This is a genomic window from Streptomonospora nanhaiensis, assembly GCF_026642255.1.
GTDB classification, from domain to species: Bacteria; Actinomycetota; Actinomycetes; order Streptosporangiales; family Streptosporangiaceae; genus Nocardiopsis; species Nocardiopsis tropica.
In genome coordinates this window covers 2,612,537-2,628,489 of record NZ_CP113264.1, presented here as the reverse complement: position 1 = coordinate 2,628,489, position 15,953 = coordinate 2,612,537, and the positions used below count along the sequence as shown (strand labels likewise).

11 protein-coding genes are annotated in these 15,953 nt (G+C 76.1%); 5 read left to right on the top strand and 6 right to left on the bottom strand.

Translation table 11 applies throughout. From position 1 onward, the window contains the following. Positions 1-117: 117 nt before the first annotated feature. Entirely contained in the window at positions 118-948 is an 831-nt protein-coding gene (locus OUQ99_RS11300) for a hypothetical protein (RefSeq protein WP_267949395.1), read from the bottom strand. Positions 949-1,154: 206 nt separating this feature from the next. On the opposite strand from OUQ99_RS11300, the gene OUQ99_RS11295 reads away from it, so the two are divergent. Further along, positions 1,155-2,927, top strand: a complete 1,773-nt coding sequence (locus OUQ99_RS11295; protein ID WP_267949394.1) for a PD-(D/E)XK nuclease family protein — start codon at positions 1,155-1,157, stop codon at positions 2,925-2,927. Positions 2,928-2,953: 26 nt separating this feature from the next. Here OUQ99_RS11295 and OUQ99_RS11290 read toward each other — a convergent pair whose 3' ends face one another. The 3 genes from OUQ99_RS11290 to OUQ99_RS11280 all read right to left on the bottom strand — a co-directional run bounded on the left by OUQ99_RS11290 (position 2,954) and on the right by OUQ99_RS11280 (position 8,567). Then, positions 2,954-4,915: an ATP-binding cassette domain-containing protein gene (locus OUQ99_RS11290; protein WP_267949393.1), complete on the bottom strand. Its 1,962-nt coding sequence runs from the start codon at positions 4,913-4,915 to the stop codon at positions 2,954-2,956. A 757-nt stretch (positions 4,916-5,672) separates the two neighbouring features. After that, the gene (locus OUQ99_RS11285) at positions 5,673-6,893 is read right to left on the bottom strand and encodes a CaiB/BaiF CoA transferase family protein (protein ID WP_267949392.1); all 1,221 of its coding nucleotides are present in this window, start codon (positions 6,891-6,893) and stop codon (positions 5,673-5,675) included. A gap of 162 nt (positions 6,894-7,055) precedes the next feature. Further along, entirely contained in the window at positions 7,056-8,567 is a 1,512-nt protein-coding gene (locus OUQ99_RS11280) for a carboxyl transferase domain-containing protein (protein ID WP_267949391.1), read from the bottom strand. Between the two features lie 207 nt (positions 8,568-8,774). On the opposite strand from OUQ99_RS11280, the gene OUQ99_RS11275 reads away from it, so the two are divergent. Then, the gene (locus tag OUQ99_RS11275; protein WP_267949390.1) at positions 8,775-9,473 is read left to right on the top strand and encodes a FadR/GntR family transcriptional regulator; all 699 of its coding nucleotides are present in this window, start codon (positions 8,775-8,777) and stop codon (positions 9,471-9,473) included. Positions 9,474-9,560: 87 nt separating this feature from the next. Here OUQ99_RS11275 and OUQ99_RS11270 read toward each other — a convergent pair whose 3' ends face one another. After that, positions 9,561-10,970, bottom strand: a complete 1,410-nt coding sequence (locus tag OUQ99_RS11270) for an SLC13 family permease (protein WP_267949389.1) — start codon at positions 10,968-10,970, stop codon at positions 9,561-9,563. Between the two features lie 619 nt (positions 10,971-11,589). Here OUQ99_RS11270 and OUQ99_RS11265 point away from each other — a divergent pair. Further along, complete coding sequence (locus OUQ99_RS11265; RefSeq protein ID WP_267949388.1) at positions 11,590-13,074, top strand: hypothetical protein; 1,485 nt, start codon at positions 11,590-11,592, stop codon at positions 13,072-13,074. Between the two features lie 41 nt (positions 13,075-13,115). Here the strand turns inward: OUQ99_RS11265 and OUQ99_RS11260 are convergent, their stop codons facing one another. Next, positions 13,116-13,718 (bottom strand): histidine phosphatase family protein, encoded by a 603-nt coding sequence (locus OUQ99_RS11260; protein ID WP_267949387.1) that lies wholly within the window; start codon positions 13,716-13,718, stop codon positions 13,116-13,118. 122 nt (positions 13,719-13,840) lie between these two features. Between OUQ99_RS11260 and OUQ99_RS11255 the strand changes: the two genes are divergently transcribed. Then, positions 13,841-15,049: a hypothetical protein gene (locus tag OUQ99_RS11255; protein ID WP_267949386.1), complete on the top strand. Its 1,209-nt coding sequence runs from the start codon at positions 13,841-13,843 to the stop codon at positions 15,047-15,049. Between the two features lie 142 nt (positions 15,050-15,191). Continuing rightward, on the top strand, positions 15,192-15,929 hold the full coding sequence (locus OUQ99_RS11250) for an SDR family NAD(P)-dependent oxidoreductase (protein WP_267949385.1): 738 nt from the start codon (positions 15,192-15,194) through the stop codon (positions 15,927-15,929). Positions 15,930-15,953 lie beyond the last annotated feature (24 nt).

The window sequence follows — 15,953 nt, the reverse complement described above, 5'->3', positions numbered from 1 at the left end:
TCTTCGCCGCACCGCCCGGGGAGGGGAAAACGTCACCGTGAGTGACTTTTTACGGAGGTTTATCCCCAGCTTCCCCGGACGTGGAGCGGTGTTCCCCGTCCGGGGCGCCCGTCGCGCTCAGGTACCGCGGATGGCGGCGCACCCGTCGTCGCCGTCGCGGTGGGCCTCCAGGTCGTAGGCGTCCTCGACCGGACCCCGGGGTTGCTCCCCCTCGGCGAGCTCGTCCGGATAGGCGGGGACGACGTTGTACCCGTCCACGCAGTGCGCCGGTCCGGTCCCGCGCCACCAGTTCGGCCACGCCTCCAGGGCCCCGTCCCCGGTGTCGAAGAAGGACACCTCGCCGTAGTGCGTGGTGACCAGCCGCACCGACACGGGATCGCCCGGGCGCGCGACGGGGTGGACGATCGTGTACTCGGTGTTGACCGCCAGGTGGTCGGGGCCGCCCTCGGAGGACTCCTCCGCCCACATCCGGCCGTCCACCTTGACCACGTCGCCGATGGGCTCGGCGGTCCCGGGGGCGAGGTTGAAGACCACGTGCCGGCTGTCCAGGTCGCCGTTCTCGTGGCCGAGGTGGTTCATGTACCACTTCAGCGCCTGTTCGCCCAGCAGCCCGGTGAACTCGCTGTTGTCCTCGTCGAAGACCGCGTCGGGGTTCAGGTACACGGCGTCCAGGAGGTCCTGGGTGAGGCCGTAGGCCTCCTCCACCTGGGCGGCGGAGAAGGCGCCGACGGGCTCGGCCGGGGGCGGTTCGAATCCCTCGGCGTAGTCCTCGGCGGGGGTTCCCCCGAAGGGGTCGTCGCGGTCGACCTCGTCGTAGGAGCCCAGTCCGGAGACCGTCGGCGCGGGGGAGACGAACCACTCCAGGGCGTCCTGGACCTGGGCGCAGCCGGTGGCGGTGAGCAGGGCGAGCAGCGCGACCCAGCGGGTGGCGGCGGCGCGTCGTGACATGGGGGATGCCTGCGTTCTCTCCGAGTTTTCTGCGAACGATGTCCGCTTCGAGTGTTCTACCACCGCGCCCGGACAATTCGTCCACAGGCCGTTCGGCCCTGCGCCGACCGCCGGGAGCACGGCGTCTCCGAGGGCCCGGAGCGTTTGTCCACAGGCCTCCGGCGGGAGGGCCCGGATCGTGCCACCCTTCTCCCAGGGAGGACACCGTGACCGACCGGACCCGTGGCAGCGACGGCCAGGCAGCCGTCATCCGACTCTTGAGCAGTTCCGCGACCCTCGCCGCGGGCGGCTGCCCCACCTTCCGCCGCACGGAGGCCGACCACGCCGCGCGGCGGGATCCCGCCCCCCGCCCGCCGCCCCTCGCCGACTCCGCGCCCGCCGTCCTCGGCGCCGTCCTGGACCTGGTCGAACACCGGGGGCTGTCGCTCGGGGACGCGTGCTCGATGCTGCCCGCCCCCGGCGGGCGGTGCGCCGACGTGCTGGGCGAACGGGTGGCGCCGCCGCACCCGGGCCTGCTGGCCTGGGCGCGCCACGCCGCGCGGTCCTACCTCGACGGCCTGGCCGGGGACCGCGCGAGGGACGGCCTCGACCGCACTCCGGTGGCCGACTTCTGGGTGCGGCAGTACATGCCCGACCGGGGCGCCTCCCACGCCAGGCCCTACGAGGTGTGCGCGCGGGGGCGCGGGTACGCGTACCTGGACGGCGGGCAGCGGGTGCGGGAGCTGCGCGTCCCGGTCACGGGCCCGGCGGACGGCGGGAGCCTCCCCGACGCGGAGGTGGCCGTGGCCGCGTTCGTGCTGGCCACCGGCTCCGGGGTGGACCGCGACGCCTACGCGGGCCGCCCCGGACGCTACCGGGGCGGGGTCCCCTACCCCATGCGGGGGCGCCACGGCGGCCCGGCCGGTCCCCCCGACCGGGTGCGGGTGGTCCGGGCGTCGTGCCTGGACTCCTCCACCGCCGTGCTCTACGACGCCCCGGCCCGCGAGGCCGAGGGGTTCTTCTCCTCCTCCGGCAGGGAGCCCCTGCGCTCGGCCCTGGTCGGCGGGGCCCGGTCCCCGGGGGCCGACTGCCTGTCGTGCGGGGTGCGGACCGGCTGCGGACGCCTGCCCTCCGCCCCCGGGATCCTCGGCGTCCACGACCGCTCACGCCCCCGCAGGTCCTGGAGCGCAGCCGGGGGCCTGCGCTTCCGGGGCTGCCCGGCACGCGACCACTTCCACTCCCTCGGCCTCCCGGGGGACCCGCCGGAGGGCGCGCCGCCCGGGGCGGCCGGCGCCTCGGCCCGGGACCGCGCCGTCCGTGCCCGGCTGGAGCGGCTGCACGGGCGCCGACCGCGGAGGGCGTGCGGACCCGGCGACATCCCCGACGGTCCCGGGGACTGGGGTGCGGAGGGGTGGGCGCCCGGCCGCGGGGAGGCCCGCGCGGGCGCCGCCATGATCGCCGCCCACGTCGAGGTCTGCCCGCTGGACGGGCTCCGGTCCGGGAGCCATGTCCGGGTCGGGCGCACCGTGGCCGCCGACGACCCCCGAGCCGACGTCCTCGTCCTGGCCAGGCCCGACCTGCTGCTCCACCGGGACGGCGCCTGGAGCTGGCGGGACGTCGCGCCGACGACCGCGGGCCCGCCCCCGGACGAGCGCGGGCTCATGGCACGCGAGCCCGCGCTGGCCCTGGCCGTCCTGCTCTTCGCGTCCGGGGTGCTCCCCCTGGAGCCGGGGTCCGCGGTCGAACTGGAGGTCCTCACCCCCGACGGCGCCGACCTGCGCACCGTCGATCCCGGCGCCGCCCGGGTGAGGACCGAGGCGCGGGAGGTGGTCCACGGGCTCGCCGGTCCCTGGCACCGCGACCTGGAGCACGCCCCGACCCCGGGCAGGGTGTGCCGGGACTGCCCCTACCGCCGCTGGTGTCCGGCCTGGTCTGGGCACCGGCCTCCCGAACGGGTCCCGGGGGCGCGCCCCGGGGACCGCGGGCGGGAGGGGCGGTGACGGGCACGGCGCCACCGCCCCCGGGGTCAGGCGCTGTGGCGGCTCTCCGGAACGGACCACCGGTAGGCGGCGGCCTGGAGGTCCCACAGTTCCCGGTAGAGCCCGTCGGCCTCCAACAGGTCGGCGTGGGCGCCCTCCTCCACCACGCTGCCCTTGCTGAGGACGACGATGTGGTCGGCCATCCGCACGGACGCGAGGCGGTGCGTGATCAGGACGACGGCCGCCCCGGTGCGTCCGGCGTGGGCGTGCAGGGAGGCGAAGAAGGTGTGCTCGGCCCGGGCGTCGAGCGCCGCCGTGGGCTCGTCGGCGATGAGCAGGGGCGTGGCGTCGCCGTCGTCGCCCCGGTAGAAGCCCCTGGCCGCCGCCAGTCGCTGCCACTGGCCCCCGGACGGTTCGGCGCCGTCCACGAAGCGCTTGTCCAGCAGGGTGTCCCACCCGTGGGCGAGCTCCGCAACGACCGTGTCGGCACGCGCGGCGCGGGCCGCGCGCTCCAGGCGCCCGGGGTCGTCGCCGGGGCTGCTCATCACGACGTTGCGCCGGGCCGTCAGCGGCCAGTGGGTGTGGTCCTGGGCGATGACGGAGATGCGCCGCCGCAGACCGGTCCCGTCCACCCCGGCCAGGTCGGTGTCGTCCCAGCGGATCCTTCCGCTCTCCGGTGCGTACAGGCCGGACAGGAGCTTGGCCAGGGTGGTCTTGCCCGAGCCGTTCTCCCCCACGAGCGCCACGGTCCGGCCGCGCCGGAGGGTGAGGCTGACCTCGTCCAGGGCCGGCGCGTCCCCCTTCCCCCCGCTCGGGTAGGTGAAGGTGACGTTCTCGACCCGGATCTCCTCGAACCCCTCGGGGGCCGGTTCCGGTTCGGCCGGGGGCAGCCGCAGCGCGGCCTCCTCCTCGAAGGCGACGAAGTCGGAGAAGTACAGTCCGGACTCGTACACGTGCGTGAGGGAGGACAGGGCGTTGCCCAGCGCCCCCTGCGCGACCCGGATGGCGACCACGGCCGCGCCCGCGACGGCGATCTCCACGGTCCCGCCGACCAGCATCAGCCCCAGCACCGCGAACACGGCTCCGGAGGCGAGCCCGCCGGCGGCGCTGCCCGCCAGCCGGATCAGGGCCTGGCGGGTGGCCAGGCCGAGCTGGATGTCCAGCTCCCTGTCGGCGACCCTGTCGAACTCGGCGAGCAGGCGCCCCTCCATGGTGAACGAGCGGATCTCGGCCGCGTTGTCCCGGTTCACCATGATCTGTTCGAGCAGGAATTTGCGGCGGTGCCCGTCGGTGAAGGCCACGATCATCCGGTAGCGCATGCGCGCCGCCGCCGAGGAGCCCCACCACTGGGGCGCCATGGCCAGGAGCAGCAGCGGGAGGAGGGCGGGGTGCAGCACACCCAGGACGCCGACGGCGGCGGCGACCCCCACGGTCCCGGTGAGCACGTCGGCGGTGTGGCGGACCAGCGCGCCCGCCTCGTCGCTGCCGCGCGCGTAGCACCGGTAGAGGTGGTCGTGGAAGCCGCTGTCGTCGAAGGCCCGCAGCTCGACGGCGGTGCACCGGCTCAGCAGCCGCCTCTCCGCGGTGAGCACGACCTTGGGCTCCAGGCGGGCCTGGGCGCGCCCGGCGGCGGCCGAGCAGATCCCGCGCAGGGCCAGGGCCGCGGCGAGCACCAGCAGGGAGGGCAGCGCGGCCATGAGCCGGTCGGGGGTGGGCGCCGCCGCGAACAGCTCGCCGAGCACGCCGGTGGTGGCGACGAGCGCCCACGCGGTGGCCGCTCCCATGCCGATGTTGAGCGCGGTCGTCGCGAGGAGGTCCCGCGGGCTGCTCTGCCAGGCCAGCGCGGCGGCCTGGGCGGCCAGGGCCGGCATGCGGCGGGCGATCCGGGCCCAGGTGGCCTCGGCCGCCTGGGAGCCGAAGTGGCGCCAGACCGGGGTGGCCAGTTCGGGCAGGGACAGTCCCCCGCCGGTCTCGTCGTCGGTGACGGGTGGTTCCGTGGTTCGTGTCATGGAGTCCTCTGGTGGTCGGGAGCCGGTGCGCGCCCGTGTCCGGGCGCGCGGGAACGGCGGTCGCGCCGGGTGTGCGTCGCGACCTCCTCGGTGACCGGCGTCGAAGTGCTGCCGATCATGGACCCGCCGTGGGACGGTCGGAAGGGGATTTCGCGGTTGCGGTCGGACCGGATCCGGGCCCCCGCGAAGGCCCGGCGCGCACTCGCCCCGGGGGGTGGGAGACCCGGCCCGGGCACACGAATCGAAAACCTGTCGGAGGGTGCGGCCCGGATCGGCACCGGATACGGACCGCCCCGAAGCGGGCCGGTCCGTCACCGATCCAAGGCCCGCCGGTGCCCGGAACCCCGGGGGGCTCGCCGTCGGGGGCCGACCCGTGCCCGGAACCAGGGGTCCCGGGCGTCCGGGCGGTCGCCGGCCGGGGCGCACGGTGCCGCCGGGACCCGGCCACGGGACGCGGCGCACGCGGGAGAGCCGTCACGGTGCCGCCGGGACCGGCGTGGGTCCCGCGCAGAAGGCCGGGGCAGCCCGCCGGGGGCGCGCGCCGAACGGCCGCACCCGCGCCCGGAGGACGCTCGGTACGGCCGTTCGCATGGCCACCACGGTGGTCGTGGGGCCCGGGGGCAGGCCGGGGCCGGTGGAGTCGCGCTCGGCGCCCGTTCGCCGGGCGGGGGCCGTGCGCGGCGCCCGCTCCCCGGCGAGCCGGCCCGGTCGGAGGACCCGCGCCCCGTCTCCGGGGCAGTTCCGGGACCCCTCCGGGTCAGCCCACCGGCTCCGCCGCGGGCTCCCGCTCCCGCTCGACCTCGTCGAGCCAGGCCCGCACCGCGTCGTTGTGCTCGCCCAGGGCGGGGGGCGGCAGGTAGCCGCGTCCGAACTCCTCCGACTCACCGGGGTCGCGGGGGTCGAAGCGCAGGGCCGACCCGGGCAGCTCGACCTCGCCCAACACCGGGTGCTCGACCGACACCACCAGCCCCTGGGACCGCGTCTGGTCCCACTCGTAGACCTGGTCGACGGTGCGCACCGCGCCGCAGGGCACCCCGGCCCCGCCGATCCGGCTCAGCCACTCGTCGCGGGTCCCCTGGCCGAGGACCGCCTCGATCTCCGCGATCAGGGCCTCGCGGTGGGCGACGCGGGAGGCGTTGTCCCGGAACCTGGGGTCCTCGGCGTCCAGCCCGAGCAGCCCCGCGAACCGGGCCCACTGCGCCTCGCCGCCCACCGCCACCTGGAGCATCCCGTCCATGCAGGCGAAGGCGCCGTAGGGGGCGATGGAGGGGTGCTGGTTCCCCAGAGCCGAGGGCACCTCGCGCGCGACGGTCCAGCGCGTCCCCTGGAAGGCGTGCACGCCCACGATGGAGGAGAGCAGGGAGGTGCGCACCACCCGTCCGCGCCCGGTGCGGCCCCGCTCCACCAGGGCCGCGAGCACGCCCTGCGCCCCGTTCATCCCGGCCAGCACGTCGCCGATGGCCACGCCCGTCTTGGTCGGCTCCTTGGAGGAGGGGCCGGTCAGGCTCATCAGGCCGGCCTCCCCCTGGGCGATCTGGTCGTAGCCCGCCCGGCCGCCCTCGGGCCCGTCGTGCCCGAACCCGCTGATGGAGCAGACCACCAGGCGGGGGTTGAGCTCCTCCAGGCGGCCGACGGAGAAGCCGAGCCGGTCCAGGACGCCCGGCCGGAAGTTCTCCACCAGGACGTCGGCGGCGCGCACGAGCCGGGTGAGCTGCTCGACGCCGTCGTCGGACTTCAGGTCGAGTTCGATGGACTCCTTGTTGCGGTTGCAGGAGAGGAAGTAGGTGCTGATCCGCTCCTCCTCCGGTCCGACGAACGGCGGACCCCAGCCGCGGGTCTCGTCGCCCGTGCCCGGCTGCTCGACCTTGATCACCCTGGCCCCGAGGTCGCCGAGCAGCATCGCGGTGTGCGGCCCCGCGAGGGCCCGCGACAGATCCACGACCACGGTTCCCTTGAGCGGGCCTTCCGAGCGGTCCATGTTCCACCTCCGGTGTCGTTCTTCCTGTCCTGTGTCCGGCCGTCCCCGGCGGAGGGCGGGCCTGCCCGCCGGCTCCGGCCGGACACGCGTGTCGTGCGGGACGCCCCCGCGGGGGCGCGTCCCCGGCGGCCGGTCCACGCGGTCCGGCCGTCCGGTCCCGGGTCAGACACCCGCGCCGAGCAGCCGGTGGCGCCCGGTGCGTCCGGCGCCCGGGCCCTCCCCGGCGCGCGACCGCAGGGTCGAGAGTTCGTGGGCGACCGCGGCGCCGACACGGGCGCAGAGGGCCTCGCCGTCCTGGGCGGCGTCTCCCGCCTCGGCGATCACCCGGTCCACGACCCCTGTCGCCAGCAGGTCCGCGGAGCCGATGCCCTGGCTCTCGGCCAGCTCCTCCGCGCGGTCGACGGTGCGGTGCACGATCGCGCTCGCGCCCTCGGGCGGGAGGGGCGAGAGCCAGGCGTGCTGGGCGCACAGGACGCGGTCGGCGGGGAGCAGCGCGATCGCGCCCCCGCCGGTCCCCTCCCCCAGCAGCACCGACACGGTGGGGGTGGCGAGGGTGGCCATGTCCGCGAGGCAGTGGGCGATCTGGGCCGCCATGCCCCGTTCCTCGGCCTCTGCGGACAGCTCGGCGCCGGCGGTGTCGATGACGGTGACGAGCGGGAGCCGGAGCCCGGCCGCGAGGCGCATGCCCCTGCGTGCCTGGAGGAGGGCGGCCGGCCCCATCGGGGTCCGGGGGCCCTGCCTGCTGCGGTCCTGGCCGACCAGGACGCAGGGGCGTCCGCCGAACCTGGCCAGGGCCACCAGGAGGGTGGGGTCCTCGTCCCCCTCCCCGGTGCCGCGCAGGCGCACGACGTCGGTGGCGGCGTGGCGCAGCAGGTCGCGCACCCCCGGGCGCTCCTCGCGCCGGGACCGCAGGACGGAGTCCCAGGTGGGGACGCGGGAGGCGGGCGCGGCGGGCGGCGCGGCGGGGGGCGCGGCGGGGGGCCGGGCCTCGTCGGCGGTCCGGTCGAGCAGGACGTCGAGGGCCAGGACGGCGGCCCCGCGCAGCTCCTCCGGGGCCAGGACGGCGTCGACGAGGCCGTGTCGGCGGAGGTTCTCCGCGCGCTGGACCCCCTCGGGGAAGGCCTCGCCGTGGAGGGCCTCGTAGACGCGGGGGCCGAGGAAGCCGATGAGGGCGCCGGGCTCGGCCGCGGTCAGGTGCCCCAGGGAGCCCCAGGAGGCGAGTGCGCCGCCCGTGGTCGGGTGGCGCAGGTAGACGAGGTAGGGGAGCCCGGCGGCCTTGTGCGCGGTGATGGCGGCGGCGATCGGCGCCATGGACACGAAGGCGCGGGTCCCCTCCTGCATGCGGGTGCCGCCCGAGGCGGGTGCGGCCAGCAGGGGGATCCCCTCGGCGGTGGCGCGTTCGACGGCGTCCAGGAGCCGTTCGGCCGCGGCGAGCCCGACGGAGCCGGCGAGGAATCCGAACTCGCTGGCCACGACGGCGACGCGGTGTCCGCCCAGGCGGCCCTCCCCGGTGAGGACGGCCTCGTCGCACCCGCTCGCGGTGTGCGCGTCGGCCAGTGCTGCGGCGTAGGCCGGGTCGGGGCGCACGTCGGCGGGCGCGGTGTCCCAGGAGGCGTACGAGCCCGTGTCCAGGACGAGGTCGAGGAGTTCGTGAGCGGTGCGTCGGGTCCCCACAGCAACCTCCAAATGGTTCAGTGGCTAGGCCACTAGGCCTTAAAGCCAGGGTGGCACGCCCACCCCCCGTTTGTGAAGCCCTCCGCGCCCCCGATCGCCCTCCCGCGCGTCCGCCGCCACAGCCTGAGTCCCGGGGGCGCGGGGGCGGGATGCTCTAGCCTGGAAGGCCTCTGACACAGCCGGATGCGAAGACAGGAGCCACCGAGCGTGCCTGCCAAATCCCGACCCCGACCGCCGGCCCGACCCCGTCTGTACGAGCAGCTCGTGGAGCGGCTCGTCGAACACATGCGGGAGGCCGGACTGGGCGTCGGCGACCGGCTGCCGCCCGAGCGCGAGCTGGCCTCCGCGCTGGAGGTCAGCCGGGCCTCGGTGAGCCAGGCCCTGGTGGCCCTGGAGGTCCAGGGGGTCATCGAGGTCCGCCACGGCGACGGGGCGATCATCCGTCAGACCGTCTCCGAGCAGGGGGTCCTCGCCCTGCTGCGCGACCGGGCCAACCGGCGCGCGGAGATCATCGAGGCCCGCCAGGCGCTGGAGGTCAAGCTGGCCGAGCTGGCCGCCGAGCGCCGCACCCCCGAGGACCTGGCCTCCATCGACGCGGCCCTGGAGCTCATGCGCCAGGAGGTCGAGAACGGGGACCGGGGCGTCACCGGCGACGAGCGGTTCCACGCCGCGATCACCGCGGCGGCGCGTTCGCGCCTCCTGGCGCGGATGATGAACGAGCTGGCGCCGATGATCAGGGAGACCCGCCTGGAGTCCCTGTCCCAGCCCGACCGCCCCCAGGCCTCGCTCGACGGCCACGAGCGGATCGGCGCCGCCATCCACGCGGGGGACCCCAAGGCCGCCGCGGACGCGATGCGCGACCACCTCGTGCTGGTCTCCCGGGTGGTCGCACCGGTCACCCCGTGAGACTTCACCGGACCACAGGCCGAGCCTGTGGTCCGGTGGTCGGCCGCGGTGCGGCCCCGCACCGCGCCTCCGCCGGCGCGGGCCCGGTCACAGCAGGCCGGGCACGACCAGCACTCCCCAGGCGATCATCGGTCCCACCAGCACCACGATGGCGCTGTAGACGAGGATCTGCCGGTAGAACTTGTCCGGGTCCACCCCGGAGGCGTTGGCCAGCACCAGGGCGCCGTTGGTCGAGAAGGGGCTGACGTCGACGATGGTGGAGGAGACCGCCAGCGCCACGATCACGCCGGTCGCGCTGATCTCGCCCATCATGAGGAACGGGATCGCCAGCGGGATGGTCGCCCCCAGGATCGCGGTCGAGGACGCGAACGCCGACACGACGGCGCCGATGTAGCAGAGCACGAGCGCGACCAGGAGCGGCGCTCCCAGACTCGCCGCGGCGTCGCCGACGTAGTCGATGGTCCCGGCGCTCTCCATGACGCCGACGAACGTGAGCATGCCGGTGATCAGCAGCACCGTGGGCCAGCTGATCTGGGACAGCGCGTTCTTCTGGGCCTTGGGCGAGATCAGCGCCAGCACGACCGTCACGGACAGCGCGACGAAACCGACGTCGAGGCCGAAGCCCAGGGCGAGCACGCCGAGGACGACGATGCCGGCGATGGTGGCGAGCTGGTCGAACCGCACGGGCCCGCCCGCCGGACCGTCCGCGGACGCTTCGGCGGGGCCGTCCTCAGGCGGGTCCGCGGGTGCGCCGGCGGCAGAGGTCCCGGAGGGGCCTCCGGTGGCCACGGCGACGGAGCCGCCGACCGCGTCCGCGCCGGAGCCGGAGACCGCGGCGGCGCCCGTGCGCGCCGCGGCGTGCCCGGCGGCCTCGAACTCCTGCGCCCGCGCGCCGACCAGGCGGTTGCCGCCCAGGGAGACGAAGAGGACCAGCGCGATGCACAGGTTGAAGACGAGGTTGCCGAGGAAGAGGGTGAGCGGCGAGACCGCGAGCCCGCTGTCGGCGACGATGCCGTTGACCGTCGCGCCGTAGACGCTGACCGGGGAGAACCCGCCCCCCTGCGCGCCGTGGATCACCATCATGCCCATGAGCAGGGGGTTGATCCGGTACTTGACGGCGAAGCCCAGGGCGATGGGTGCGACGATGGCCACCGCCGCGGGGCTGAGGGCGCCCACGCCGGTCAGCAGGGCGCTGATGCCGAACATGATCCACGGGATGGCGACGACCCTGCCGCCGACCAGCCGCGTGGCGGCGCGTACGAGGAGGTCGATCGTCCCGTTGTTCTTGGCGATGGCGAAGAGGTAGGTGACGCCGACCAGTGTGAGGAAGAGGTCGGCGGGGAAACCGCCCAGGATGGCGTCGGTGTCCATGCCCAGGGCGAGGACGCCGACGAGGAAGGCCCCGACGAAGGCGAGGGCGCCGATGTTGATCGGCAGGACCGTGGCGATGACGAACATCGCCAGGAGGGCGAGGATGGTGAGGAGTTGCGGGGTCATGTCGTGTACCGATCAGACGAAAAGCAGGGCTGTGATCTGGCTCATACGGCTCAGTGGCCTAGCCAATATGCCTTTTGCCGACATGTCAACCCCCCGGTAGGACACTCCCGGGTCCGGGCGCCCCGTCCTCCCCGCGCGCGAAAGGTACGGTTGTTCCCCAGGTGGCGGCGGAACGTCCCCGGTGTCCACGCCATCGGACCCGCCGAATGTGGAACCGGTGACCCCAGGGACACGTCGTAACCCATGCCTGGTTCCCGCGACATGAGCGGGGCCAGATCCGGTCCGTCGAGCCCCGAGTTTCCCCTGCTCAACCCTCAATGACGGGACCGTCCCCCTCGCGGGGGAACAGCGTCGGCGCTGGTCGGCCACGCGCCGCACCGACCCGGTCCTGCCGCCGGTGGGAGAACCGTCCCTCCCCCGTCCCGGCCGGACCCGTGCCACGGGCCGCGGGTCCGGCGACCGCCCCGGTCCGCTCCCGAGGACCGCGGCGCCCCGATGCCGACCAACGCCCCGCGCCTCGCGTTCCCCGCCGCCGTTGTTCTCCGAAACGCCCCACGGGGCGACCCCGGAACGGTAGAAGGGGAAGGTCGGACAGCACGAGAGAGAACCGGGAGCGGACATGGCGTCGAACGAGACCTCGCACCTGGACCGCCGCGGCCCCGGCCGGGCCGCGGTCCGGCCGGTGTCACTGCTGCGACCGCAGGTGCTCGCCCAGGTCGCCCTGGGCACACCCCTGCTGTGCGACGCCCTGCGCCTGGCCCGGTGGAGCGCCCCGGCCACCCCCGTGTCCGGGCCCGGGGTGCCGAGCCCGGAGAGCGCCCGCGCCGCGATCGAGCGGTTCGGCCTGTGGCCGTACGGGCTCGTGCGCGACCGCGGCGCACGCGTGGCCTGGCTGCGGGGCCTGGGCTCGGCCTCGGACGCAGCGGAGTTCATGGCCCCCTGGCAGGCGGCCGTGGTCCTGGGCATGATCGAGGTCGACACCGCCCGGGCGCGCCCCGCTCCGGGGCTGGAGGACCGCGTCCACGACCCCGAGGAGGTCCTGGACTGGTGGATGCGGCTGTTCGAGGACGCCGTGCGGTACGCGCGCGCCGACCTCCTCGACCCGGATCCGCCGAGGGGGCACCGACCGGAGCTGCTGCCCGCGGTCCTGCTCCGCCTCTACGAGGGGCAGGACGGGGCCCGTGTCCCGCTGGCCTCGCTCGCCACGAGCGCACCGCCCTTCCCGGGAGCACCCCCGCTCCCCGCCGGCCCCGAACCGGACCCGGACCTGGTGCTCCACCTGCTGTGGCAGCTCTCCGACACCGGGGCGGTCATCCTCGGCACGGAGCAGGAGGCCCCGCCACCCGCGGATCGCGCGGCGGGCGGGGACCCCGGTCGCGGGGAGTGCGCGGACGGCCCTCCCGCCTCCCCCTCCGCGCAGGCGTCCGGCCCGCCGGCGCACCCCGACGTCGAACTGACCGACCTGGGCCGCTACGGCGTGCGCAGGCTGCTGCTCCGGCGCGGTGTCCGCGCCCCGCTGGCCGAGGACCTCGCCGTGACGGACGCCGCGGAGTTCCTGGACTCCCTGGCCCGCGTCCGCCCTGCCGACCAGGGCGCGCTGGTCGACCCCTGGCTGGCCCGGCGCTCCCCGGAGGAGGCGCTGGAGGAGATCGTCCGGGCGGTCGCCGATCCCCGCCTGACCCTGCGCAGGCGGACCGGGGCCTCGGTCCTGCACATGGTCAGCTCGCGCCTCGCGGGAAGGCTGCGGGCCATGCTGCGCGCCCCCGACCGGGTCGCGGCGGGCCTGGCCGCCCTCGTGCTCCTGTCCTCCCGGATGCTCCCCCAGGAGGAGATCGACGCGGTCCTGGACCGGTTCGGCCCGTGGCTCGTGCTGGACCTGGCCTCCGCGGCCGGGACCGGGGCGGACGACCTCGCCGCCGCGCTCGACTTCGCCTTCCCCTCCGGCCTCGACGCCTCCCTCCTGGAGAGCGCCGACCGCCTGTGGCTGTGCGGGCACCCGGACACCGTCCCCGCGCTGGAGGCGATCGGCCGCCTGCACCGGGACCCGCGGGTGGCCCGCGCCGCGCGCGGGGCCGCGGGCCGGACCCGGCTCCGGGGCCTGTGACGGGCCGGGCCCGCCGTCGGACGGCGCCCGGCGGGGCCGGGTCAGGCGGACGGCGCCAGGTTCCAGGAGGTGACCACCGGTCGGCCGTGCTCACGGCCGAGCGTGCCCACCGAGCCCGTGCCCAGGGCGAACAGCGCCCCCGCCCCCGGCTCCAGCCCCAGCCAGCGGGCGGTGAGCACGCGCAGGACGTGCCCGTGCGCCACCAGGGCCACGTCCGGGGCACCCTCCTCCCCCACCGACCGCGCGACCCCCTCCAGGACGCGGTCCACGCGCGCGCCGACCGCTTCCACGGCCTCCCCCGGGTGGTCCGGCCCGCCGGGGACGACGCCGTCGCGCCACAGGTCCCACCCGGGGCGCCCTCGCCGGATCTCGGCGGTGGTGATCCCCTCGTAGCCCCCGTAGTCCCACTCCCTCAGGTCCGGGTCGGCCGCGCCGCCGCCCAGCCCCGCCAGCTCGGCGGTGCGGACGGCGCGCGCCAGCGGGCTGACCACCGCCCTTCCGATGTCGCGGGCCTCCAGCAGGGGCCGCAGCCCCTCCGCCTGCCGTACGCCCTCCTCCGTGAGGGGGACGTCGGTCCACCCGGTGTGCCGGCGGTCCCGGCTCCACTCGGTCTGCCCGTGCCTGATCAGCACCAGTTCACCCATGCCGGGTTCCTGCCCCGCCGGACCCCGTCGGACTCCCCCGGGCGGAACCGCTCTGGCGCGCCGCCCGGTCACATTCGCCAGATGCCGGACACCGGCGCAGATTCGTCGCTACCCTCCTGACCATGACGCAGCACACCGCCACCAGTGACGCGCGGGACCCGTCCCCCGTGCCCCACGAGATCGCGCAGCCCCACTTCTTCCGGCCCAACGAGGACCTGGCCGCGGCCATGGAGTGCGCGCGCTGCGAGGAGCAGGGCATCACCACCCCGCCGGGAGGGGCGCCCCGGAGGCTGTCCAACGCGGAGCTGCGGGCGTTCAAGAAGGAGCGCAAGCGCGCACGGGAGGAGGCGCTGGCCAAGCCCCAGGCCAAGGTGCCGGTCGACCGCAAGCGCACCCTGCCGATCGGCCCCCACCACGCGGCGCTCCTGCGCGGGCTGTGGGCACGCCTGGCCGCGGAGGGCGTCGGCGCCACCCCCGACGGCCGCCTCCTGGGACTGACCTTCGCGGTGCGGGGCGCCGTCACGGGCCGGGCCAACTTCACCGGCCAGGACCTGCGGATGCTGCGCCTGGAGGACGCGCACGCCGCGCTCGTCGAGCTGACCTCGACCGGGTGGCTGGCCTCCACGCCGGAGGCGGTGATCGGGGCGGACGCCGCCAACCCCGCCCTGTGCGAGCTGCCGGGCCTGCGGGGCGACCTGTGGACGGTCGGCAACGGCGTGCGGTCCCGCGCCTCGGGATGGCTCTCCCAGGCGCTCGCCCACAAGAAGCTCCGCAAGAAGCCCAACCGGCTCCGGCTGGTCGCCGCCCACCTGGCCCTCCACGCGGACCCCTGCGGCTCCGTGTCCCTGCCCGCCGGGGACGTCGTGGCGGCCTGCGCCCTCTCCGGGGACGAAGAGCTGTCCGAACTCCTCACGTGGCTGGCCGAGGTGTCGTGGATCGAGGACGCCTCGGCCTCCGGCGGCGTCGTGGCCGCGCGGCTGACCGAGCTGACGCAGCCCCTGGCCGTGCGGCCCGAGCCGCCGAGGACCCCTCCCAAGCAGGTCCCGGCGACCACGCCGCTCGACGTGCCCGTCGCCGACCGTGCGCGCGACCTCCTCTCCGGTCGTGAGGCGGAGGTGGCCCGGTGGGTGGACGCCTACCGGGGCGAGCACGGGCACGGGCCCAGCTGGTCCGCGATCGGGGAGGCCTTCGGCTGGCCGCCGCGCCAGGCGCCGGACCACGACGTCACCCACGAGGTGTTCCGCCTGCTCCGCGCGGGGGGCTGGCTGACCGGCTTCGGCCTGCCCTTCGGCCTGCGTGCCGGGGAGGGGCGGGCGGGGAACGGATCCTGACACCCCGGCGCCGGGCCCCCCGGCCGCGCGGCCCCGTCCCCGGCCCCCGCCCGCGGAAGGACCCGGGGGCGGGGGCTAGGATGCCGCCCATGCCTCATCATCCGACGTCCGCCGCGCCCGCCCCGACCCCGGGGAGGGGCCGGTGAACCGGAACGTGCTGGTCACCGGGGCGGCCCGGGGCATCGGCCGGGCCGTCGCCCGGGCCTTCGCCGGGGCGGGCGACCGTGTGGCCGTCCACTGCGGGAACAGCGTGGAGGAGGCCGAGCGCACCCTCGCCGGCCTGCCCGGCGAGGGGCACGCGCTGTTCCGCGCCGACCTGCGCGACCCCGCGGCCACCGCCGACCTCGTCTCGGGGGTGGTCGCGGCCCTGGGCGGGATCGACGTGGTGGTCAACAACGCGGCCGTCAACACGGCCCACCCGGTCGCCGGTGTCTCCTACGAGGAGTGGCAGGAGGCCTGGCGGGCCACCCTGGACGTGAACGTGGTGGCCGCCGCCAACATCGGCTACCTCGCCGCCCGGCACATGATCGACCGCGGGGCCCCGGGGCACATCGTCAACGTCGGCTCGCGCGGCGCCTACAAGGGGGAGCCCGACCACCCGGCCTACGGGGCGAGCAAGGCCGCGCTGCACTCCCTGGGGCAGTCACTGGCCGCGGCCCTGGCCCCGCACGGCATCGCCGTCGCCTCCGTGGCCCCGGGGTTCGTGGCGACCGAGCGCGTCGCCGACCGGGTCACCGACGAGGTCCGCGCGCAGAGCCCGTTCGGGCGGGTGGCCGCGCCCGAGGAGGTGGCGGCGGCCGTCCTGTACCTGGCCTCGCCGGAGGCGGTGTGGTCCTCCGGCGCCGTCCTGGACGTCAACGGCGCCTCCCACCTGCGCTGACCGCCCCCGCCGCGCACCCCTCGG

Bases quoted from the DNA above. Each gene is read 5' to 3' on its own strand.
- OUQ99_RS11270 (WP_267949389.1), bottom strand. From the start codon at position 10,970: ATGACCCCGCAACTCCTCACCATCCTCGCCCTCCTGGCGATGTTCGTC.
- OUQ99_RS11255 (WP_267949386.1), top strand. From the start codon at position 13,841: ATGACGCAGCACACCGCCACCAGTGACGCGCGGGACCCGTCCCCCGTG.
- OUQ99_RS11285 (WP_267949392.1), bottom strand. From the start codon at position 6,893: ATGGACCGCTCGGAAGGCCCGCTCAAGGGAACCGTGGTCGTGGATCTG.
- OUQ99_RS11265 (WP_267949388.1), top strand. From the start codon at position 11,590: ATGGCGTCGAACGAGACCTCGCACCTGGACCGCCGCGGCCCCGGCCGG.
- OUQ99_RS11300 (WP_267949395.1), bottom strand. From the start codon at position 948: ATGTCACGACGCGCCGCCGCCACCCGCTGGGTCGCGCTGCTCGCCCTG.
- OUQ99_RS11290 (WP_267949393.1), bottom strand. From the start codon at position 4,915: ATGACACGAACCACGGAACCACCCGTCACCGACGACGAGACCGGCGGG.
- OUQ99_RS11260 (WP_267949387.1), bottom strand. From the start codon at position 13,718: ATGGGTGAACTGGTGCTGATCAGGCACGGGCAGACCGAGTGGAGCCGG.